At 67.7% G+C, this 21,482-nt stretch carries 20 protein-coding genes; 11 read left to right on the top strand and 9 right to left on the bottom strand.

Going from position 1 to position 21,482, the window contains the following annotated elements:
* The first annotated feature begins 46 nt into the window (after window positions 1–46).
* The 5 genes from ACFY1U_RS17480 to trxA all read left to right on the top strand — a co-directional run bounded on the left by ACFY1U_RS17480 (window position 47) and on the right by trxA (window position 4,959).
* The gene (locus ACFY1U_RS17480; RefSeq protein WP_390694978.1) at window positions 47–1,765 is read left to right on the top strand and encodes a serine/threonine protein kinase; all 1,719 of its coding nucleotides are present in this window, start codon (window positions 47–49) and stop codon (window positions 1,763–1,765) included.
* Between the two features lie 31 nt (window positions 1,766–1,796).
* Complete coding sequence (sigM, locus tag ACFY1U_RS17475) at window positions 1,797–2,534, top strand: RNA polymerase sigma factor SigM (RefSeq protein ID WP_390694977.1); 738 nt, start codon at window positions 1,797–1,799, stop codon at window positions 2,532–2,534.
* Window positions 2,531–3,448 carry an anti-sigma factor family protein gene (locus tag ACFY1U_RS17470; RefSeq protein ID WP_390694976.1) on the top strand — a complete coding sequence of 306 codons (918 nt, stop codon included), beginning with the start codon at window positions 2,531–2,533 and terminating at the stop codon, window positions 3,446–3,448. The genes sigM and ACFY1U_RS17470 overlap by 4 nt, the downstream gene beginning before the upstream one ends.
* A 168-nt stretch (window positions 3,449–3,616) precedes the next feature.
* Window positions 3,617–4,585: a thioredoxin-disulfide reductase gene (trxB, locus tag ACFY1U_RS17465; RefSeq protein WP_390694975.1), complete on the top strand. Its 969-nt coding sequence runs from the start codon at window positions 3,617–3,619 to the stop codon at window positions 4,583–4,585.
* Window positions 4,586–4,626: 41 nt separating this feature from the next.
* A complete protein-coding gene (gene trxA / locus ACFY1U_RS17460; RefSeq protein ID WP_275779071.1) occupies window positions 4,627–4,959 on the top strand; it encodes a thioredoxin in 333 nt (110 codons plus the stop codon).
* A gap of 94 nt (window positions 4,960–5,053) precedes the next feature.
* Here the strand turns inward: trxA and ACFY1U_RS17455 are convergent, their stop codons facing one another.
* From ACFY1U_RS17455 to rpmH, 9 genes are all read right to left on the bottom strand, one after another.
* Complete coding sequence (locus tag ACFY1U_RS17455) at window positions 5,054–5,671, bottom strand: GNAT family N-acetyltransferase (protein ID WP_390694974.1); 618 nt, start codon at window positions 5,669–5,671, stop codon at window positions 5,054–5,056.
* A 329-nt stretch (window positions 5,672–6,000) separates the two neighbouring features.
* Entirely contained in the window at window positions 6,001–7,101 is a 1,101-nt protein-coding gene (locus ACFY1U_RS17450; protein ID WP_390694973.1) for a ParB/RepB/Spo0J family partition protein, read from the bottom strand.
* Window positions 7,098–8,171 carry a ParA family protein gene (locus ACFY1U_RS17445; RefSeq protein WP_390695224.1) on the bottom strand — a complete coding sequence of 358 codons (1,074 nt, stop codon included), beginning with the start codon at window positions 8,169–8,171 and terminating at the stop codon, window positions 7,098–7,100. The genes ACFY1U_RS17450 and ACFY1U_RS17445 overlap by 4 nt, the downstream gene beginning before the upstream one ends.
* Window positions 8,172–8,472: 301 nt before the next feature.
* Window positions 8,473–9,189: a 16S rRNA (guanine(527)-N(7))-methyltransferase RsmG gene (gene rsmG, locus ACFY1U_RS17440; RefSeq protein ID WP_390694972.1), complete on the bottom strand. Its 717-nt coding sequence runs from the start codon at window positions 9,187–9,189 to the stop codon at window positions 8,473–8,475.
* A gap of 118 nt (window positions 9,190–9,307) precedes the next feature.
* A complete protein-coding gene (locus tag ACFY1U_RS17435; protein ID WP_266957587.1) occupies window positions 9,308–9,820 on the bottom strand; it encodes a R3H domain-containing nucleic acid-binding protein in 513 nt (170 codons plus the stop codon).
* A 15-nt stretch (window positions 9,821–9,835) separates the two neighbouring features.
* Window positions 9,836–11,119: a membrane protein insertase YidC gene (yidC, locus tag ACFY1U_RS17430; RefSeq protein WP_390694971.1), complete on the bottom strand. Its 1,284-nt coding sequence runs from the start codon at window positions 11,117–11,119 to the stop codon at window positions 9,836–9,838.
* A 3-nt stretch (window positions 11,120–11,122) separates the two neighbouring features.
* Window positions 11,123–11,476 carry a membrane protein insertion efficiency factor YidD gene (gene yidD, locus ACFY1U_RS17425; RefSeq protein WP_389072843.1) on the bottom strand — a complete coding sequence of 118 codons (354 nt, stop codon included), beginning with the start codon at window positions 11,474–11,476 and terminating at the stop codon, window positions 11,123–11,125.
* A complete protein-coding gene (rnpA, locus tag ACFY1U_RS17420) occupies window positions 11,473–11,844 on the bottom strand; it encodes a ribonuclease P protein component (protein WP_078912589.1) in 372 nt (123 codons plus the stop codon). The genes yidD and rnpA overlap by 4 nt, the downstream gene beginning before the upstream one ends.
* A gap of 21 nt (window positions 11,845–11,865) precedes the next feature.
* On the bottom strand, window positions 11,866–12,003 hold the full coding sequence (rpmH, locus tag ACFY1U_RS17415; protein WP_003956500.1) for a 50S ribosomal protein L34: 138 nt from the start codon (window positions 12,001–12,003) through the stop codon (window positions 11,866–11,868).
* Window positions 12,004–12,377: 374 nt separating this feature from the next.
* On the opposite strand from rpmH, the gene dnaA reads away from it, so the two are divergent.
* The 6 genes from dnaA (at window position 12,378) to gyrB (ending at window position 21,456) form a co-directional block, all read left to right on the top strand.
* Complete coding sequence (dnaA, locus tag ACFY1U_RS17410) at window positions 12,378–14,291, top strand: chromosomal replication initiator protein DnaA (RefSeq protein ID WP_390694970.1); 1,914 nt, start codon at window positions 12,378–12,380, stop codon at window positions 14,289–14,291.
* Between the two features lie 856 nt (window positions 14,292–15,147).
* Entirely contained in the window at window positions 15,148–16,278 is a 1,131-nt protein-coding gene (gene dnaN, locus ACFY1U_RS17405) for a DNA polymerase III subunit beta (protein ID WP_030938963.1), read from the top strand.
* Window positions 16,279–16,418: 140 nt separating this feature from the next.
* Complete coding sequence (gene gnd, locus ACFY1U_RS17400; protein WP_390694969.1) at window positions 16,419–17,294, top strand: phosphogluconate dehydrogenase (NAD(+)-dependent, decarboxylating); 876 nt, start codon at window positions 16,419–16,421, stop codon at window positions 17,292–17,294.
* A gap of 52 nt (window positions 17,295–17,346) precedes the next feature.
* Window positions 17,347–18,468 (top strand): DNA replication/repair protein RecF, encoded by a 1,122-nt coding sequence (gene recF / locus ACFY1U_RS17395; protein WP_390694968.1) that lies wholly within the window; start codon window positions 17,347–17,349, stop codon window positions 18,466–18,468.
* Window positions 18,465–18,998 (top strand): DUF721 domain-containing protein, encoded by a 534-nt coding sequence (locus ACFY1U_RS17390; protein WP_389072831.1) that lies wholly within the window; start codon window positions 18,465–18,467, stop codon window positions 18,996–18,998. Before recF ends, ACFY1U_RS17390 begins: the two co-directional genes overlap by 4 nt.
* A 397-nt stretch (window positions 18,999–19,395) precedes the next feature.
* Complete coding sequence (gene gyrB, locus ACFY1U_RS17385; RefSeq protein ID WP_390694967.1) at window positions 19,396–21,456, top strand: DNA topoisomerase (ATP-hydrolyzing) subunit B; 2,061 nt, start codon at window positions 19,396–19,398, stop codon at window positions 21,454–21,456.
* Window positions 21,457–21,482 lie beyond the last annotated feature (26 nt).

Here is a 21,482-nt window from a genome sequence, read left to right as displayed (position 1 = left end):
CACGGATGTTGGCCGGCGCGCATTGAATGGGGAGGCAGGAACGACGGTGGCGGAACGGAGCACGGCTGCCGTCGACGTGGCAGACAACAGCGGCGACCAACCGCTGACCGCGGAGGCGGACCAGTCCACGGCCGACGGGGTGGCCCAGAACCGGGAGCGGGACACGGAGATCGACGAGGCACAGGGGAGTGGCGGGACCGAGGGTCCCGGGAAGGCCTCACCACCCGAGCTGCACAGCGGCCACAAACTCGCCAGACGGTACCGGCTCGAGGAGTGCGTCACCCGTCTGGACGGATTCAGCAGTTGGCGTGCCGTGGACGAGAAGCTTCGCCGCGCCGTCGGAGTCCACATCCTGCCGGCGGACCATTCACGGGCACGTTCGGTGCTGGCCGCGGCCCGCTCCTCGGCGCTGCTCGGTGATCCCCGCTTCGTCCAGGTGCTGGACGCGGTCGAGGAGAACGACCTCGTCTACGTCGTCCACGAGTGGCTGCCCGACGCCGCCGAGCTGACCACGCTGCTCGCCTCCGGTCCGCTGGAGCCGCACGACGCCTACCAGATGGTCAGTCAGATCGCCTCCGCAATGGCTGCAGCGCACCGCGAGGGCCTGGCCCATCTGCGGCTGAACCCCAACGCCGTGCTGCGTACCTCCAGCGGCCAGTGGCGCATCCGTGGCCTCGCGGTGAACGCCGCGCTGCGTGGAATCAGTTCGGACACCCCGCAGCGCACCGACACGGAGTCCGTCGGCGCACTCCTGTACGCGGGGCTCACCCAGCGCTGGCCGTACGAGAACGACGCGTACGGTCTGGCGGGGCTGCCCAAGGACGTCGGTCTGATCGCACCCGACCAGGTGCGGGCCGGTGTCCACCGCGGTCTGTCCGAGCTGGCCATGCGCGCACTCGCCAACGACGGGGCGACTGCCTCCCGCCACGAATCCGCGTGCACCACGCCGGAGGAACTGGTGAAGGCGATCGGCGAGATGCCCCGCATCCGCCCGCCGGAGCCCGCGTTCACCGCGCCGCCGGAGTACCAGCGCACCACGTATCAGCAGGGCACGTACGGCCGCCCGGCACCGCACCCCGGCGCCACCCAGCCGGTGCCGGCTCCCCCGGCCCCGCTGCAGAGCCGCACCGGCAAGGCCCTGAAGTGGGCCGTCTCGGCTCTCCTCATCGCGGCCCTGGGCCTGGGCAGCTGGCAGCTCGCGGACGCACTCATGGAGAGCAACAAGTCCGACGACACGAACAAGACGCAGACGAACGACGGGGGAGACAAGGGCGGCGACAAAACCAAGCCGGTCAAGACCCTCCCGATCCAGAGGGCCCAGGAGTACGTCGCCAAGGGTGACGCCCAGCACCCCAACGACGTCGACAAGACGTACGACAACAAGAGCTCCACGTACTGGCGTACCGCCACCTTCAAGGACGGCCCGGACATGAAACCGGCCTTCAAGCCCGGAGTCGGCATCGTCTACGACTTCGGCTCGGAGCAGGAGGTCTCCGCCGCTTCGATAGGGCTCCTGTTCGGCGGCGACCACACAACGGTCACGCTCTACGCGACGGGCTCCATGAGTTCCTCGGTTCCGCTGACTTCCATGACGAAACTGGGATCCGTGACGACCTCCGGCACGTCTGCCAAGGTGACCGTCACCAAGCCGGTGAAGAGCCGGTACGTACTGGTGTGGTTCACGGCACTGCCGTACGCGCAGGGGGACTCGTACAGCGACCCTGGCTACAAGCAGGCAGTGACGGACCTGAAGTTCACCGGCTGAAAGCTCACCGCATCCCAGGGGAGGGGGTCCGATGGCAGATGACACCGCATACGGCGACGCAAGCGATCAGGACCTCCTGGCCCGCCATGTAGAGGGCGACCCGGACGCCTTCGGCGAGCTTGTGCGGCGTCATCGGGACCGGCTGTGGGCGGTGGCCCTGCGGACGCTGGGGGACCGGGAGGAGGCCGCTGACGCCGTTCAGGACGCCCTTGTGTCCGCCTACCGGGCCGCCCACACCTTCCGGGGGCAGTCGGCCGTCACGACCTGGCTGCACCGGATCACGGTGAACGCCTGCCTCGACCGCGCCCGCAAGGCTGCCTCGCGCAAGACCTCCCCGGTCGACGACACCGAGCGGCTGGAGCAGCTGCTGGAGCCGCACGAGGAGGCATCGGCTCCCGCGGAGCGCAACGATCTGCACCGGCAGCTGCTGGAGGCACTCGGCACCCTGCCGCCCGACCAGCGCGCCGCCCTCGTCCTCGTGGACATGCAGGGATACCCGGTCGCCGAAGCCGCCCGCGTGCTCGATGTCCCCACCGGCACGGTGAAGAGCCGCTGCGCCCGCGGCAGAGCCAGACTCCTGCCGCTCCTCACCCATCTCCGGCCGGAAAACGCCGGTGGCCCCAAGGAACAGGGCGAGGAGCGGAACCGGACCCAGGGGACATCCGTCCCACCGGCAGCGGGACCGCCGACTGCCGGTCCAGGCGATACAGGGCCGGATACCGGGCCAAGCGATTCAGCTGCTGTGAAGGGCGGAGGTGGGCGAGCGTGACATCCACGACGGACATGGCCGGACACCCGGACGTCGCCGAAATCTCCGACCTCACCGAAGGGCTGCTTCCGCCGTCCCGGACTGCCGACGTACGACGGCACCTGGACGAGTGCGAGCTCTGCGCGGACGTCTACACGTCGCTGGAGGAGATCCGGGGGCTGCTCGGTTCGGTACCGGGCCCGACCCGTATGCCCGCCGATATTGCTGGCCGGATCGATGCCGCTCTCGCGGCCGAGGCGCTGCTGAACTCGACGGCACCCGATGTCACGGATGCCCCGGCGCTCGTCGGTGCGTCCCGTGTGGCGGACGACGCCGGTGACAGCGCGCGTGTTTCACGTGAAACATCGGCAACCCCAGACCGTCCCGCGGGACATTCCCGTCCCGCCACCAGCGGACCTGGTCGCAAGCAACGCAAGCGGGGCGGCCGCCGCAGGGTCGCCATTCTGGGCACCGTCTTCACAGTCGCCGCACTGGGCTTCGGTTCGGTCCTGCTGACATCGCTGAACGACGGGAAACCGCCCGCTTCCGAGGCCGGGGGCCAGAAGCCCACCACCGCGGACACGTTCTCGGAGGCCAAGCTGGAGTCCCAGGTCACCGGTCTCCTCAAGAGCCAGAGTTCGGACAGCAGCTCCCATGCTCCGCACAGTCTTGGCGTGGAGGGCGGATCCAACCAGCCCAGGATCTTGAAGGAGCCCACGGTCCCGGACTGCGTCCGTAACGGCATCGGGCGCACCGACCCGGCGCTCGCAGCGAAGCAAGGGACCTACAAGGGCACGGACGCCCTGCTCGTGGTCATGTCCGACGCCTCCGCCGGCAACAAGGTGACCGCATACATCGTGGATGCGAGCTGTGTGGGTCATGCGTCCGCCACGAAGGCCAAGGTCCTCCTGACGCACTCCTACACCCGTCCCTGAACGCACACGCTTCGTCTCCGTCGTGGGTGGTGTCCCGTACCGTGTCGCGTCTCCGTGTGCCCGGACACAGTGGGAATGCGCGCCCCTTAGGATCCGTTGGGTGGGGTGAGAGTTCTGAGAGGGGCTCCCCCGGTCCGACGACGCAGTCCAGAGACGAGGAAACAAGCCGTGAGCGACGTCCGTAACGTGATCATCATCGGCTCCGGGCCCGCCGGCTACACGGCGGCGCTCTACACCGCGCGCGCGTCGCTGAAGCCGCTCGTGTTCGAGGGCGCCGTCACCGCCGGTGGCGCGCTGATGAACACCACCGACGTGGAAAACTTCCCCGGCTTCCAGGACGGCATCATGGGCCCCGAGCTCATGGACAACATGCGTGCCCAGGCCGAGCGCTTCGGTGCCGAGCTCGTCCCGGACGACGTCGTCTCCGTCGACCTGACCGGTGAGATCAAGACCGTCACCGACACCGCAGGCACCGTACACAGGGCAAAGTCCGTCATCGTCACCACCGGCTCCCAGCACCGCAAGCTCGGCCTGCCGAACGAGGACGCCCTCTCCGGCCGCGGTGTCTCCTGGTGTGCCACCTGTGACGGCTTCTTCTTCAAGGACCAGGACATCGCCGTGATCGGCGGCGGCGACACCGCGATGGAGGAGGCGACCTTCCTCTCCCGCTTCGCCAAGTCCGTGACGATCGTCCACCGCCGGGACACCCTGCGCGCCTCCAAGGCGATGCAGGAGCGCGCCTTCGCCGACCCGAAGATCAAGTTCGTCTGGGACAGCGAGGTCGCTGAGATCCAGGGCGATCCCAAGCTCTCGGGTCTGAAGCTGCGCAACCTCAAGACCGGCGAACTCTCGGACCTGGCGGTCACCGGCCTGTTCATCGCGATCGGCCACGACCCGCGCACCGAACTCTTCAAGGGTCAGCTCGACCTCGACGAGGAGGGCTACCTCAAGGTCGCCGCTCCTTCCACCCGCACCAACCTGACCGGTGTCTTCGCCGCCGGTGACGTGGTCGACCACACCTACCGTCAGGCGATCACCGCCGCCGGTACCGGCTGCTCCGCCGCGCTCGACGCCGAGCGCTTCCTCGCCGCCCTTGCGGACGAGGAGCAGGCCGAGCCCGAGAAGACCTCTGTCTGACCTCCATCCGCCCCACGCACCAACCAGTTAAGGAGCCCGCCGTGGCCGGCACCCTGAAGAATGTGACCGACGATTCCTTCGAGCAGGACGTCCTCAAGAGCGACAAGCCCGTACTGGTGGACTTCTGGGCCGCCTGGTGCGGACCGTGCCGCCAGATCGCGCCGTCTCTCGAGGCGATCGCCGCCGAGTACGGCGACAAGATCGAGGTCGTCAAGCTCAACATCGATGAGAACCCGGGTACGGCCGCCAAGTACGGCGTCATGTCCATCCCGACGCTGAACGTCTACCAGGCTGGAGAGGTCGCCAAGACCATCGTCGGTGCGAAGCCGAAGGCCGCGATCGTCCGCGACCTCGAGGACTTCATCGCCGAGTAGTCGGCGAAGCCGTCGAGTCGGCGGTGGATGTTTCACGTGAAACACGAATGGGCCAACCCGGAAGGGTTGGCCCATTCGCTTGTCCGGACGCTCTTCACAGCGGTCTCAGGACCGGCTCCTTCTGCACAGCCCCCAGCAGCCGGTCGAGCGCCATCTCCACGTCTTCCTTCCAGGACAGCGTCGTCCGCAGCTCCAGCCTCAGACGGGGGTAAGCCGGGTGAGGGCGGACCGTCTTGAAGCCCACGGCCAGAAGATGGTCGGCCGGCAGGACGCACGCGGGTTCCTTCCACCGTGCGTCCCCGAAAGCCTCGATTGCTTTGAAGCCTCGCCGCAGCAGATCCTTGGCGACCGTCTGGACCATGACCCGCCCGAGCCCCTGCCCCTGATAGCCAGGCATGATGAACGCGGTCATCAGCTGCACCGCGTCGGACGAAACGGGACTCGTGGGGAAAGCCGTGGAGCGCGGAACGTAGGCCGGAGGCGCGTACAGAACGAAGCCCACCGGCACATCGTCGACGTACACGACCCGGCCGCAGGACCCCCAGTCCAGCAGGACCGCGGAAATCCAGGCTTCCTTCTCCAAGGCAGACGTGCCCGCTTTTACCGCGGCCTCACCGCTGACTGGGTCCAACTCCCAGAAGACACACGCCCGACAGCGGTTTGGAAGGTCCTGAAGGTTGTCCAGCGTGAGCGGTACGAGCCGACGCCCCATGAAGCCTGTTCCTCGCTTCCTTCGCCCGCAGCGTCGCGGGCGGCTGTCAGAGCGCTCCGTTCCCTCAGCAGGCTCCCGACGAAGCCGCCGACCGCGCCGATTCCGAGACCCGCGCTCACCAGTCCGGTGCGGCTCATCGTTCGCATGGCCCCTGCCTCCCTCTCAGAGGTACTGCCAGGTGGATGCGCCATACCCGAACGCATCGTATCCACGAAGCGATTCCATCGATACTGCCTGAAAGCAAAGAGCGGGCCGTGTTCCGGTACACACCGGACACGGCCCACTCTGTCGGCCCAGCGGGAGAAACCGCCCCGTCGGCCACAGACTGTCTAGGCCTCGAGATCCTCGGGATCGTCCTCCAGGAGGCTCTTCTGCAGGACCGGTCCCTCACCGGGAGCGAGGCTGCTGAGGATCCGCTCGAGGTCCTCCATGGAGGCGAACTCGACGGTGATCTTGCCCTTCTTCTGCCCCAGGTCGACCTTCACGCGTGTCTCGAAACGATCCGAAAGACGGGTCGCGAGATCGGTCAGCGCCGGGGAGACTCGCGCGCCGGCCCGAGGGCCCTTGGACCGCTGAGCCGTCTGCGGCCGCGACCCCATCAGGGTCACGATCTCCTCGACGGCTCGAACGGACAGCCCCTCTGCCACGATCCGGTGGGCCAGCCGGTCCTGCTCCTCCGAGTCCTCGACGGAGAGCAGCGCCCTCGCATGACCGGCGGACAGAACCCCGGCAGCCACCCGGCGCTGGACCGCCGGCGACAGCTTCAGCAGACGCAGCGTGTTGGAGACCTGAGGGCGGGAGCGACCGATCCGGTCGGCCAGCTGATCATGCGTGCAGTTGAAGTCCTTCAGAAGCTGGTCATAGGCAGCAGCCTCTTCCAGCGGGTTCAGCTGCGCCCGATGCAGGTTCTCCAGCAGGGCATCCAGGAGAAGCTTCTCGTCCTCCGTGGCCCGCACGATCGCCGGGATCGCCTCCAGGCCGGCCTCACGGCAGGCCCGCCAGCGCCGCTCGCCCATGATGAGCTCATAGCGGGCGGGACCCAACTGCCGTACGACAACCGGCTGGAGGAGACCCACCTCCTTGATGGAGGTGACGAGTTCCTGCAGCGCGTCCTCGTCGAAGACCTCACGCGGCTGGCGCGGGTTCGGCGTGATCGAGTCGAGAGGGAGCTCCGCGAAGTGGGCGCCCACAGGAGACGCGGGGGCCTCCGCGACGCCGTTCAGCGACGGCTCCTCGGTTTCATGTGAAACAGGCGGCAGCGTTGTCACCTTCGCCGCGGCCACTCCCCGGTCGGTGGTCAGCACCGGGACGGCCGACGGAGACGCCGAACCAGCGCCCCCCATCGCGGCCGGGGCCGGTGTCTTCTCCGTCGGGGCAGCAGGGATCAACGCGCCGAGACCACGGCCCAAACCCCTCCGTCGCTCGCTCACTGAATCCCCTCCACCATACTTGGATCACTCTGGGCGCCGATGTGGGCATGCGGCGCGTCGTAGGACACGCCCACCCCCTTCAGCGCGATTTCTCGTGCCGCCTCAAGATAGGACAAGGCACCGCTCGATCCCGGATCGTAGGTCAGCACCGTCTGCCCATAACTCGGTGCCTCGGAGATACGGACCGAGCGGGGAATGCTCGTCCGCAGCACCTCGTCGCCGAAGTGGCTGCGCACCTCGTCCGCGACCTGCGACGCGAGGCGCGTCCGGCCGTCGTACATGGTGAGCAGGATCGTCGATACATGCAGCGCGGGGTTGAGGTGCCCCCGCACCAGGTCGACGTTGCGCAGCAGCTGGCCCAGACCCTCCAGCGCGTAGTACTCGCACTGGATGGGAATGAGGACCTCCGCGCCGGCCACCAGGGCGTTGACCGTCAACAGGCCGAGCGAAGGAGGACAGTCGATCAGGATGTAGTCCAGCGGCTGCTCATAGGCCTGGATGGCTCGCTGCAGTCGGCTCTCCCGTGCCACCAGGGACACCAGCTCGATCTCCGCACCGGCGAGATCGATCGTGGCGGGGGCACAGAAGAGACCCTCGACATCCGGGACTGGCTGGACGACCTGCGCGAGGGGCTTGCTCTCTACCAGGACGTCGTAGATGGACGGGACCTCGGCGTGATGGTCGATCCCCAGCGCAGTCGATGCGTTGCCCTGAGGGTCGAGGTCGATCACCAGGACACGGCCGCCGTGCAGGGCCAGGGAGGCGGCAAGGTTGACGGTGGTCGTCGTCTTTCCGACACCGCCCTTCTGGTTGGCCACCACCATGACGCGCGTCTGCTCGGGCCGTGGCAGGCCCTCGCCTGCGCGGCCCAGAGCCTCCACCGCCAGTTGGGCAGCACGACCGATCGGAGTGTCGTCCATCGGGGGCGGTGTTTCACGTGAAACATCCTCCCCCATCGACTCGGTACGGGGACCGGGGACCGGATCGGTCATCGGTCCCGCGATGTTGGCGTCGGACCGCAAGGATTCACTCTCCTCGACTTCAGGCTCGCAATGAACAGAGCCTCCCATGTCTTCGGGGTCGTGAACCAGTGAGGCCTGTTGTTCTGTGGAGAATTCCACCTCTGTGGACAACTCGGCCCCCCTCACGGGGGACCGCATCTCGTCGGATACGGGCGCCTCTCCGAGTGAACCGAGAGGCTTACGGTCGCGGGGTTCGGCAGCGGCGCGGCCGCGGCTGATGATGCCGTGGAGCAGTGAGCGACGTTTCACGTGAAACACGATGCACAGCAGCGGTGGCCGAACTGTCGCGACACTCCGGCGTGCGTAGGTTTGGCAGCTTGTGTGGAGTACGTCTCGTCGTCAGGCCGGATCAGCGGCGCCGACGCGCCCGCCCCGCCCGTGCGGCCTTGGCCTTCTTCGCCGCGAAGCGGACACCGCCGGGGCTCTCACCGACCTCGACCCGCACCACCGTGGACAGAGGATCCACCACTCCTTCACCCACATGCAGGATGGACGTCTCCACCGCACCCAGCTTGCTGAGTGCGGTGGCCGCGCTCTTGAGCTCCTCCTCGGCGGTGTCGCCCTTGAGCGCAAGCATCTCCCCGTACGGCCGCAGCAGCGGAATGCCCCATGTGGCCAGCCGGTCCAGCGGAGCCACGGCCCGGGCCGTCACCACATGCACCGACGGCACCTTGCCCATGACCTCCTCGGCACGACCACGGACGACCGTCACATGGTCCAGTCCGAGCAACTCCACGACCTCGGTGAGAAAGTTCGTACGCCGCAGCAGCGGTTCCAGCAGCGTGATCTTCAGGTCCTCACGGACCAGCGCCAGGGGAATGCCCGGCAGGCCGGCACCCGAGCCGACATCACAGACGGTCACGCCCTCGGGCACCACCTCGGAGAGCACCGCACAGTTCAGCAGGTGCCGCTCCCACAGGCGAGGCACCTCACGCGGGCCGATCAGACCGCGCTGCACACCCGCCTCAGCGAGCAGCTCCGCATAGCGGACCGCGTCCGCGAAGCGATCGCCGAACACCGTGCGCGCCTGCTCGGGCGCAGGGGGAAGCTCCGCTGCCTCCGTCACGGGACCGTCCTTCCGTACCGCATCGGCGCACCGAGCGCCGAGACCACCAGAACTATCAGGCTGACAAAGCTCGGCCCCGCCTGCGCTACAGACGGGGCCGGAGGAACGTACGGACCGATCAGGCCGGGAGCACAACGACGAAGCGCTGCGGCTCCTCGCCCTCGGACTCGCTGCGCAGGCCCGCAGCCTTGACGGCGTCGTGCACGACCTTGCGCTCGAACGGCGTCATCGGCTTCATCTTCACGGGCTCGCCGGTGCTCCTGACCTCGGCGGCCGCCTTCGCGCCCAGCTCGGAAAGCTCGGCGCGCTTCTTTGCGCGGTAGCCGCCGATGTCCAGCATCAACCGGCTGCGGTCCCCGGTCTCCCGGTGCACGGCCAGGCGCGTGAGCTCCTGCAGCGCCTCAAGCACCTCACCGTCACGGCCGACCAGCTTCTGCAGGTCTCGGCTGCCCGCGTCGCTGATGATCGAGACAGCGGCGCGGTCGGCCTCGACGTCCATGTCGATGTCGCCGTCGAGATCGGCGATGTCCAGCAGACCCTCGAGGTAGTCCGCCGCGATCTCGCCCTCCTGCTCCAGGCGGGTAAGGGTGTCTGCACCCTCGGCAGCGGCGGAGGTGGTGCCTTCCGTCACGGGATGGGCTCCTTCTTACTTCTTGGACGGGGACTTGGGGCGCTGCGGGCCTTTGCGCTGCCCGGACTGGGCCTTGCTGCGGGTACCGCCGCCGGGCTTCGGCTCGGCCTTCTTCGCAGCGGCGGAGGGCTTGGCGTCCTCCGGCTCGTCGGACTTGCTCAGCGACGTCTTCGGCTCGGAGTCGTCGGGCGCCTTCGCACCGCCCGACTGACGCTGGGCCTTGCTCTGCCGCTTGGGCTGCTGGCGCTTGGGAGCGGCGGCGCCACCAGTGGTCGCCGTACCGTCCTCGGACTGAACGGCTGCAGCGCTCTCGCTCTTCATCACGGTGCCGTCGGCCTGAGCAGCGAGACCCGCCTTGTTCAAGGCGTTGATGAACTTGCGCTCGAACTCGTTGCGGTCACGGCCCTTGGCGACGATCGCCTTGACGATGGTCTTCTCGCTCCGCTTGCGGGTCTTGCCGTGCTGCGTGACGTGCTTGGTCAGGCGCTCCAGGTAGGCGGCCTGAGCCTTGGAACCCGGGGTCGGGTTGTTGTGGATGACGTACATCTGCTGACCCATGGTCCACACGTTGGTGGTCAGCCAGTAGACGAGGACACCGACCGGGAAGTTGATGCCGAAGACGGCGAACATGACCGGGAAGACGTACATCAGCATCTTCTGCTGCTGCATGAACGGCGTCTTCACCGTGGTGTCGACGTTCTTCGTCATCAGCTGGCGCTGCGTGTAGAACTGCGACGCCGACATCAAGACGATCATGATCGCCGTGACGACCCGCACGTCGGTGATCTGCGCCCCGAGCTGGGCCACCTTGTCGGCGCTGTCCGTGAACTTCGCGGCAAGCGGGGCGCCGAAGATGTGCGCCTTACGGGCGCTGGCGAGCAGCTGATCGTCGATGACGCCGATCGTCTTGCCCGTCGCGATGCCGTTGAGCACGTGATACAGGGCGAAGAAGAACGGGGACTGCGCCAGGATGGGAAGGCACGAGGAGAGCGGGTTGGTACCCGTCTCCTTGTACAGCTTCATCATCTCTTCGGACTGGCGCTGCTTGTCGCTCTTGTAGCGCTCCTGGATCTTCTTCATCTCGGGCTGCAGCGTCTGCATCGCCCGGGTCGCCTTGATCTGCTTCACGAAGAGCGGGATCAGGCAGATACGGATCAGGATCACCAGGGACACGATGGACAGGCCCCAGGCCCAGCCCGTGTCGGGACCGAAGATCTTCCCGTACACCGAGTGGAACTGGACGATGACCCATGAAACGGGTGTCGTGATGAAGCTGAAGAGGCTGGCAATCGTGTCCACTAATCATGCTCCTTGGGCATGGGACGAGGTCTCTGCGGCCGGGCTCGAAGGAGGATTCTCCTCGGTGGCCGGTTCGCCGGCGGAGGGCCCGCCCTTGCGTGCACGCCAGGCGCCACGCAGCATTTCGTGCCACCGCGGACGCTTGCGCGGCGGGACATGATCCACACCGCCCAGCGACCACGGATTGCACCGCAGGATGCGCCACGCGGTGAGCGCAGTGCCCTTGATCGCACCATGCCGGTCGATGGCCGTGTAGCCGTAGTGGGAACACGACGGGTAGTACTTGCACACCGGCCCGAGCAGCGGACTGATCGTCCACTGGTACAGCTTGATCAGAGCCAGCAGCGGGTACTTCATCGCGCGCCCCCTCCCAGCAGCCGCTCGATGGCGGCATCCAGGTCTCGGGCCAGTTGTGCATGGTCGGCGTCACCCGCACCGGGCAGCGCTCGTACGACTACCAGGCTACCGGGGGGCAACAGGGCGACTCGGTCGCGCATCAGGTGACGCAGTCTGCGCTTGACCTTGTTGCGTACCACCGCACCGCCCACGGCTTTGCTCACGACGAAACCCGCACGCGTCGGGGGAGCGCTCTCCCCAGGCGCGTGCGGGTCCGTGGCACCGCTACGAAGATGGACGACGAGGGACGGGCGTCCGGCCCGGCGCCCTCGTCGTACCGCGGTCGCGAAGTCCTCGCGCCGCCTCAGCCGGTTCTCGGTGGGCAGCACGACGGCATGACCTGACCGGGATCAGGCGGAAAGGCGGGCGCGACCCTTGCTACGGCGGGACGCGAGAATCGCGCGGCCGGCACGGGTGCGCATACGCAGCCGGAAGCCGTGGGTCTTCGCGCGACGACGGTTGTTCGGCTGGAAGGTGCGCTTGCTCACTCGGGGGCTCCAGAAATCAATTGGTAGTGGCGGGGTGCCGTCCTGGCTGTCACCGTGCGCCCACGAGTAGCTCGCAGTAACGCCCGAGTGCACCGCTTCCCGATCACCCAAATGATCTGTGCCCATCGGAGGCAGGCGGCAGCAGCCATCGACAACTCGACCTGGTTACGGTACGCGGGGCTACGCCATCCGGTCAAACCAGCGGTCACTGGGAGACACTATCCACAGCCTGGGGACAACAACTTGAACCGCACCCGTCGCCCTGACTACCGTGGCTGAACTCCGATTCGTTCCCTTGTACCTGCCCCACCCCATTTGAATCCCGACCCGTCCCACCATCACACGTTCGTGGGACCCGTGAGAGAGCGTGCCCTGTGGCTGACGTACCTGCCGATCTTGCCGCAGTGTGGCCACGCGTACTGGAAAAACTTCTCGGTGAGGGCCGCGGGCAGGGCGTGGAGACCAAGGACGAGCACTGGATCCGGCGCTGCCAGCCACTCGCGCTGGTCGCCGACACCGCACTGCTCGCCGTACCGAACGAGTTCGCGAAGGGCGTGCTCGAAGGCCGGCTCGCCCCCATCGTCAGCGAAACCCTGAGCCGCGAGTGCGGCCGCCCGATCCGCATCGCGATCACCGTCGACGACTCCGCGGGCGAACCCCCCGCCCCGCCGGCGCCCCCGGCCCGCCCCCAACCGCGCTACGAGGAGCCCGAACTCCCCTCCGGGCAGTACGACGGCTACGGCCGCCACCGCGCCGACGACCACCGGGCGAACCGCCCCGAGCAACTCCCCGGCGACCCGGGCGACCAGCTCCCCACCGCCCGCCCGGCCTACCCCTCGGAGTACCAGCGCCCCGAGCCCGGCGCCTGGCCCCGCCCGTCGCAGGACGAGTACGGCTGGCAGCAGCAGCGCCTCGGCTTCCCCGAGCGGGACCCGTACGCATCGCCGCCCCAGGACTCGTACGGCTCCCCGGCCCAGGACGCGTACGCCCCGCCCTCCCAGGACTACCGTCCGCAGTCGATGGAGCGACCGCCGTACGAAGCGCAGCGGCCTGACTACGAGCAGCCGCGCCCGGACTACGAACAGCCCCGCCCCGATTACGACCAGCGCGACACCCGCCGGGAGCTGCCCGAGCAGCCGCCCGGCTCCGGGCACGTCCACCGCGGCGGCCCCGTCGGCTCCTCGCTGCCCGCCCCCAGCGGCGCTCCCGGCCCGCTGGCCGCGAAGCCGGCGCCGGCCACCGGCCCCGGTGAGCCCACCGCCCGCCTGAACCCGAAGTACCTCTTCGACACGTTCGTCATCGGCGCCTCCAACCGCTTCGCACACGCCGCCGCGGTCGCCGTCGCCGAGGCACCGGCAAAGGCGTACAACCCCCTGTTCATCTATGGGGAGTCGGGACTCGGCAAGACCCACCTGCTGCACGCCATCGGGCACTACGCGCGCAGCCTCTACCCGGGTACACGTGTGCGTTATGTGAGCTCGGAGGAGTTCACCAACGAGTTCATCAACTCCATCCGCGACGGCAAGGGCGACAGCTTCCGCAAGCGCTACCGGGAGATGGACATCCTGCTCGTCGACGACATCCAGTTCCTCGCGGACAAGGAGTCGACGCAGGAGGAGTTCTTCCACACCTTCAACACGCTCCACAACGCCAACAAGCAGATCGTGCTCTCCAGCGACCGGCCGCCCAAGCAGCTGGTGACGCTGGAGGACCGGCTGCGGAACCGTTTCGAGTGGGGCCTGATCACCGACGTCCAGCCGCCCGAGCTGGAGACCCGCATCGCGATCCTGCGCAAGAAGGCGGTCCAGGAACAGCTCAACGCCCCGCCGGAGGTACTGGAGTTCATCGCCTCCCGGATCTCGCGGAACATCCGTGAACTGGAGGGCGCGCTGATCCGGGTGACGGCGTTCGCGTCGCTCAACCGGCAGCCGGTGGACCTGGGTCTCACCGAGATCGTCCTGAAGGATCTGATCCCCGGCGGCGAGGACTCGGCCCCTGAGATCACCTCCACAGCCATCATGAGCGCGACCGCCGACTACTTCGGCCTCACCGTCGAGGACCTGTGCGGCACCTCACGCGGCCGCGCCCTGGTGACGGCCCGCCAGATCGCCATGTACCTGTGCCGGGAGCTGACGGATCTCTCCCTGCCGAAGATCGGCGCGCTGTTCGGCGGCCGCGACCACACCACGGTCATGCACGCCGACCGCAAGATCCGCAATCTGATGGCCGAGCGACGCTCCATCTACAACCAGGTGACCGAGCTGACGAACCGCATCAAGAACGGCTGACAGCCGCAGACGCACCGCGTCGAGGGCGCCCCGGGACACGTTCCCGGGGCGCCCTCTTCATGCCGGGGATGCCCGCTGTTCGATTACCTGCCGAGTTACGGCCACTCTCCACAGATTCGAAGACTTTCTGCTGTCCACATCCTGGGGACTGTGGAGTTGTCCAGAGCACGATCCACAGGCGGCCTGCTGAAGAAACATCCAAGCAGCTCAAGTGGCTGTGGAACGGTGGACGAAGGTTCTCCACAGACTGTGGACGGACAACTGATCCACAAGCTGTGCACGAAGTTGTCCACCGGCAACCCACAGGCTGGGCCTGATTGTCCCCAGGGAAGGCCACCTTCTCCACATCGCTGTCCACTGTTCGGCAACGTGACGCGCCTGATCACCGCGTCGAGTGAAAGGCGTCACACAAAGGTGCCGGGTTGGACTGTGGGCAACGGGGGTAAACCTGGGGACGGCGCTGGGGAGAACTCACCTCAGGCTGTGCACGGGATGTGCAGAACTTTCCGTTCTCCACAGATCTGCAAAGTTGTCCACTGTCTCCGCCCACAGGGCCCGTGGACAAAATCTCGCCTCTGAGCTGGGAAAACAGGGTTATCCACGGTTTCCACAGCCCCTACTACTACTCCCGACTAGAGAGAGCGAGAAGTTCGTTTCGAAGGGGGTCCTGTGCACAACTTGCCGTCCGGGTCCCGGCTGGCCCTCGTCACGACTTGACCCCGAGAAGCACCTACTGTCAGTGCCGTGCGTCAGACTGTTCCCCGGTGTCCTTCCCACCACAGGGACCGACGACACCGAGACAGACGACGAAGCCAGGCAGGGCGAGAAGCGCCGGCAACAGCAGGAGGCGGCAACAGTGAAGATCCGGGTGGAACGCGACGTACTCGCGGAGGCAGTTGCCTGGGCGGCGCGCAGCCTCCCGGCCCGTCCGCCGGCGCCTGTCCTCGCCGGCCTCCTGCTGAAGGCCGAGGACGGGGCTCTGAGCCTCTCCAGCTTCGACTACGAGGTCTCCGCACGCGTGTCCGTGGAGGCGGAGGTCGAGGAGGAGGGCACCGTCCTGGTCTCCGGCCGGCTGCTCGCCGACATCTCCCGTGCCCTCCCCAACCGGCCCGTTGAGATTTCCACAGACGGTGTACGGGCGACCGTGGTCTGTGGGTCCTCCCGATTCACACTCCACACCCTGCCTGTGGAGGAGTACCCGGCGCTGCCGCAGATGCCGAACGCCACGGGCACCGTCCCCGGTGAGGTCTTCGCCTCCGCGGCCGCCCAGGTGGCCATCGCGGCCGGCCGTGACGACACGCTGCCCGTCCTCACCGGTGTGCGCATCGAGATCGAGGGCGACACCGTCACCCTGGCCTCCACCGACCGCTACCGCTTCGCGGTCCGTGAGTTCCTGTGGAAGCCGGAGAACCCCGAGGCCTCCGCGGTCGCCCTGGTGCCCGCCAAGACGCTCCTGGACACCGCCAAGGCCCTCACGAGCGGCGACAGCGTGATCCTGGCGCTGTCCGGCTCCGGCGCGGGCGAGGGGCTGATCGGTTTCGAGGGCGCCGGGCGGCGCACGACCACCCGCCTCCTCGAGGGCGACCTCCCGAAGTACCGCACGCTGTTCCCGACGGAGTTCAACACCGTCGCCGTCATCGAGACCGCCCCCTTCGTGGAGGCCGTCAAGCGTGTGGCCCTGGTCGCCGAGCGCAACACCCCGGTCCGGCTGAGCTTCGAGCAGGGCGTGCTGATCCTGGAGGCCGGCTCCAGTGACGACGCACAGGCTGTGGAACGTGTGGACGCGCAGCTGGAGGGCGACGACATCTCGATCGCCTTCAACCCGACGTTCCTCCTGGACGGTCTGAGCGCCATCGACTCGCCGGTGGCGCAGCTGTCGTTCACGACGTCCACCAAGCCGGCGCTGCTCAGCGGCAAGCCGGCGCTGGATGCCGAGGCGGACGAGGCCTACAAGTACCTGATCATGCCTGTGCGGCTCAGCGGCTGATCGCTCTCCTCAGAGAATCCGCAGGTCGGGGCGTACTTATGAGCGGGTATGCCCACAGGTGTGCGCGAGCGTCCGGGTTTAGGCTCGGACGCAGGTACGAACGTGCCCCACACGCCACACAGCAACCTAAGGAACAACTGATGGAGCTCGGTCTCGTCGGCCTCGGCAAGATGGGCGGCAACATGCGCGAGCGGATACGCCGCGCAGGCCACACCGTGATCGGATTCGACCGCAATCCGGACCTTGCCGATGTCCACAGCCTGGAAGAGCTTGTGGGCAAGCTCAGCGGCCCCCGCGTGGTCTGGGTGATGGTCCCGGCCGGTGCCCCCACCCAGTCGACGATCGACGAGCTGGCCGAGCTCCTGGAGCCGGGAGACGTCGTCGTGGACGGCGGCAACTCCCGCTGGACGGACGACGAGAGGCACGCCGAGGAGCTGGCGGCCAAGGGCATCGGCTTCGTCGACTGCGGTGTCTCCGGCGGCGTCTGGGGCCTGGAGAACGGCTATGCGCTGATGTACGGCGGTGACGCGGAGCACGTCGCCAAGGTGCAGCCGGTCTTCGACGCCCTGAAGCCCGAGGGGAAGTTCGGCTCGGTGCACGCCGGCAAGGTCGGTGCGGGGCACTTCGCGAAGATGGTCCACAACGGCATCGAGTACGCGATGATGCAGGCCTACGCCGAGGGCTGGGAGCTGCTGGAGAAGGTCGACTCGGTCACGGATGTGCGCGAGGTCTTCCGGTCCTGGCAGGAGGGCACGGTCATCCGTTCCTGGCTGCTGGACCTCGCGGTGAACGCCCTCGACGAGGACGAGCACCTGGACAGGCTGAAAGGTTTTGCACAGGACTCCGGCGAGGGACGCTGGACTGTGGAAGCCGCCATCGACAACGCCGTGCCGCTGCCCGCGATCACGGCCTCCCTCTTCGCGCGGTTCGCGTCGCGTCAGGAGGACTCTCCGCAGATGAAGATGATCGCGGCGCTGCGGAACCAGTTCGGTGGCCACGCGGTCGAGGAAAAGTAATCCACAGGGCTGTTGATACGGCTCGCAACTTGGGGGAGGTCGGCGCCCGACCATGCACGTCACGCACCTGTCGCTGGCCGACTTCCGCTCGTACGCCCGGGTCGAGGTCCCGCTCGACCCGGGCGTCACCGCTTTCGTCGGCCCGAACGGGCAGGGCAAGACGAACCTCGTCGAGGCCGTCGGATATCTGGCCACCCTCGGCAGCCATCGGGTGGCCTCCGACGCTCCGCTGGTGCGCATGGGGGCGGATCGGGCGGTCATCCGGGCGCAGGTCAAACAGGGCGAGCGGCAGCAGCTGGTCGAGCTGGAGCTGAATCCCGGCAAGGCCAACCGCGCCCGCATCAACAGGTCCTCGCAGGTGAGGCCGCGTGATGTGCTGGGCATCGTACGGACCGTCCTGTTCGCGCCCGAGGACCTTTCCCTGGTCAAGGGGGACCCCGGTGAGCGTCGTCGTTTCCTCGACGAGCTGATCACCGCCCGCTCCCCGCGCATGGCCGGTGTGCGCTCCGACTACGAGCGGGTCCTGAAGCAGCGCAACACGCTCCTGAAGTCGGCCGCGCTGGCCCGTCGGCACGGCGGCCGCTCCATGGACCTGTCCACGCTGGACGTCTGGGACCAGCATCTCGCGCGCACGGGTGCCGAGTTGCTCGCCCAGCGCCTGGATCTGGTCGCGGCGATCCAGCCGCTGGCCGACAAGGCGTACGAGCAGCTGGCGCCGGGGGGCGGCCCGGTCGGCCTGGAGTACAAGCCGTCCGCGCCCGGTGAGGCCCATACCCGCGAGGATCTCTACGAGCAGCTGATGGGGGCGCTCGCCGAGGCGCGCAAGCAGGAGATCGAGCGGGGCGTCACCCTCGTAGGGCCCCATCGGGACGATCTGCTTCTCAAACTCGGTCAGCTGCCCACCAAGGGGTACGCCTCCCACGGGGAGTCCTGGTCGTATGCGCTGGCGTTGCGCCTGGCCTCGTACGACCTGCTGCGGGCCGAGGGCAACGAGCCGGTGCTCGTCCTCGACGATGTCTTCGCGGAACTCGACACCAGGCGCCGGGAGCGACTGGCGGAGCTGGTCGCGCCCGGTGAGCAGGTGCTGGTGACGGCCGCGGTCGACGACGACGTACCGCACGTACTGACCGGGGCGCGGTACTCGGTGTCGGACGGGACGGTGGAGCGCGCATGACGGACGAACAGCCCGCGCCCAAGAAGGCCCCCGAGCCGTCCGGCGTCGACCTCGCGCGCGTGGCGCTGAGGGCGGCGAAGGAGCAGGCACGCGCGCGTGGGGATGCGGCGCAGCAGAAGAAGCAGGCGCGGCGCGGTGGTCTGCGCTCCGGCGCGCGCGCTGACGGTCGCGACCCCATGGCGCTCGGTGCTGCGATCAACCGGCTCATCACCGAGCGCGGCTGGGAGACGCCGGCGGCGGTGGGCGGGGTGATGGGCCGCTGGCCGCAGATCGTGGGCGAGGACGTGGCCAAGCACTGCGAGCCGGAGAAGTACGACGAGGACGAGCGCGTCCTGGTGGTGCGCTGTGATTCGACGGCCTGGGCGACGAATCTGCGCCTGCTCGCCCCGACGCTCGTGGCCCGGCTCAACGAGGACCTCGGGCACGGCGCGGTGAAGATGATCAAGGTGAACGGTCCCGGTGGTCCCGCTCGTCGCTACGGTCCCCTGCGTGCCCCTGGCAGCACGGGCCCCGGCGACACGTATGGGTGACAGACCTCACATCTGCAGGCTGTCGGCGGTCCGGTCGTGCCGTCGGCGGCCTCTGCGTCGTGCCACCGCACACGGTTGCGAATTGCGACCTGACTCCCAAGTAGCCAAGGGTTGACAGTCGGAAGCGCTGAGTGCCTCTGTGAGCCTCTTGGAGCCCTGCTCCGTATATGGGGACCCGGAAGACGCCGGTTCAGGGCGCCACATGAGGACTCAGGTACCGGCAAACCCCCATCACTGTCGGCGCTACCGGTAGACTGGAAGCCAATCCCGCCCCAGTCGTGGGGACGTCCGGGAAAAGCTGAGCAACGCTGAACAAGGCTTACCAACGCAACATGCCGCAGCCGCTCCGGCAACCCGCCGACGAGCCCGGCTCGTGCTGTGCCAGAAAGGGCGCTTCGTGGCCGATTCCGGCAACCCCAACGAGAACATCCCGTCCACCGACGCCGGCGAGAACGGCGCGGTGACCTCGTCGAACGGCGAGGTCACCGCCTCGTACGACGCCAGCGCCATCACCGTCCTCGAGGGCTTGGACGCGGTCCGCAAGCGCCCCGGTATGTACATCGGCTCGACCGGTGAGCGAGGGCTGCACCACCTGGTGTACGAGGTCGTCGACAACTCGGTCGACGAGGCACTGGCCGGCCATGCGGACACCATCGACGTGACGATCCTCGCCGACGGCGGCGTCCGCGTGGTCGACAACGGCCGTGGCATCCCGGTGGGCATCGTGCCCTCCGAGGGCAAGCCGGCACTCGAGGTCGTGCTGACCGTTCTGCACGCGGGCGGCAAGTTCGGCGGTGGCGGCTACGCGGTCTCCGGTGGTCTGCACGGCGTCGGCGTCTCCGTGGTGAACGCGCTGTCCTCGAAGGTCGCGGTCGAGGTCAGGACCGACGGCCACCGCTGGACGCAGGACTACAAGATGGGCGTCCCCACGGCGCCGCTCGCCAAGCACGAGGCCATCGAGGAGACCGGCACGTCGGTCACCTTCTGGGCCGACGCCGACATCTTCGAGACCACCGACTACTCCTTCGAGACGCTCTCGCGGCGCTTCCAGGAGATGGCGTTCCTCAACAAGGGTTTGACGATCAAACTCACGGATGAGCGCGAGTCGGCGAAGGCCACCTCCGGCGCGGACGAGGCGGGTGCCGACGAGACCGCCGAGGTCAAGCACGTCACGTACCACTACGAGGGCGGCATCGTCGACTTCGTGAAGTACCTCAACTCCCGCAAGGGAGACGTGGTGCACCCGACGGTGATCGACCTCGAGGCGGAGGACAAGGACAAGAGCCTCTCCCTCGAAGTCGCGATGCAGTGGAACAGCGGTTACAGCGAGGGCGTGTACTCCTTCGCCAACATCATCCACACGCACGAGGGCGGCACGCACGAAGAGGGCTTCCGCGCGGCGCTCACCAACCTGATCAACAAGTACGCGCGCGACAAGAAGCTGCTGCGCGAGAAGGACGACAACCTCACGGGTGACGACATCCGCGAGGGTCTGACGGCGATCATCTCGGTGAAGCTGAGCGAGCCGCAGTTCGAGGGCCAGACCAAGACCAAGCTGGGCAACACGGAGGCGAAGACCTTCGTCCAGAAGGCGGTCTACGAGCACCTCAACGACTGGCTGGACCGCAATCCGAACGAGGCGGCGGACATCATCCGCAAGGGCATCCAGGCGGCCACCGCGCGCGTGGCGGCCCGCAAGGCCCGCGACCTGACGCGTCGTAAGGGCCTGCTGGAGTCGGCGTCCCTGCCGGGCAAGCTCTCCGACTGCCAGTCGAACGACCCCACCAAGTGCGAGATCTTCATCGTCGAGGGTGACTCCGCCGGCGGCTCGGCCAAGTCCGGCCGCAACCCGCAGTACCAGGCGATCCTCCCGATCCGAGGAAAGATCCTCAACGTCGAGAAGGCCAGGATCGACAAGATCCTGCAGAACCAGGAGATCCAGGCGCTGATCTCCGCCTTCGGCACGGGCGTGCACGAGGACTTCGACATCGAGAAGCTCCGCTATCACAAGATCATCCTGATGGCGGACGCCGACGTCGACGGCCAGCACATCAACACCCTGCTGCTGACCTTCCTGTTCCGCTTCATGCGGCCGCTGGTCGAGGCCGGGCACGTGTTCCTGTCGCGTCCCCCGCTCTACAAGATCAAGTGGGGCCGGGACGACACCGAGTACGCGTACTCGGACCGCGAGCGCGACGCGCTGCTCGAGCTGGGCCGCCAGCGCGGCAAGCGGGTACGCGAGGACTCCATCCAGCGCTTCAAGGGCCTCGGCGAGATGAACGCCGAGGAGCTGCGCATCACGACGATGGACCAGGAGCACCGGGTGCTCGGCCAGGTCACCCTGGACGACGCCGCGCAGGCCGACGACCTGTTCTCGGTCCTGATGGGCGAGGACGTCGAGGCGCGCCGCCAGTTCATCCAGCGCAACGCCAAGGACGTCCGCTTCCTCGACATCTGAGTCGGTCTCAGCTGACCGCACCAGGA

The sequence above is a fragment of the Streptomyces sp. NPDC001351 genome (assembly GCF_042896045.1).
Taxonomy (GTDB): Bacteria; Actinomycetota; Actinomycetes; order Streptomycetales; family Streptomycetaceae; genus Streptomyces.
Note: the sequence above shows the minus strand (reverse complement) of the source record. Positions and strands in the feature narration are given on the sequence as shown.

Bases quoted from the DNA above. Each gene is read 5' to 3' on its own strand.
- recF (WP_390694968.1), top strand. From the start codon at position 17,347: ATGCACGTCACGCACCTGTCGCTGGCCGACTTCCGCTCGTACGCCCGG.
- sigM (WP_390694977.1), top strand. From the start codon at position 1,797: ATGGCAGATGACACCGCATACGGCGACGCAAGCGATCAGGACCTCCTG.
- ACFY1U_RS17455 (WP_390694974.1), bottom strand. From the start codon at position 5,671: ATGGGGCGTCGGCTCGTACCGCTCACGCTGGACAACCTTCAGGACCTT.
- gnd (WP_390694969.1), top strand. From the start codon at position 16,419: ATGGAGCTCGGTCTCGTCGGCCTCGGCAAGATGGGCGGCAACATGCGC.
- ACFY1U_RS17445 (WP_390695224.1), bottom strand. From the start codon at position 8,171: ATGGGAGGCTCTGTTCATTGCGAGCCTGAAGTCGAGGAGAGTGAATCC.
- yidD (WP_389072843.1), bottom strand. From the start codon at position 11,476: ATGAAGTACCCGCTGCTGGCTCTGATCAAGCTGTACCAGTGGACGATC.
- ACFY1U_RS17390 (WP_389072831.1), top strand. From the start codon at position 18,465: ATGACGGACGAACAGCCCGCGCCCAAGAAGGCCCCCGAGCCGTCCGGC.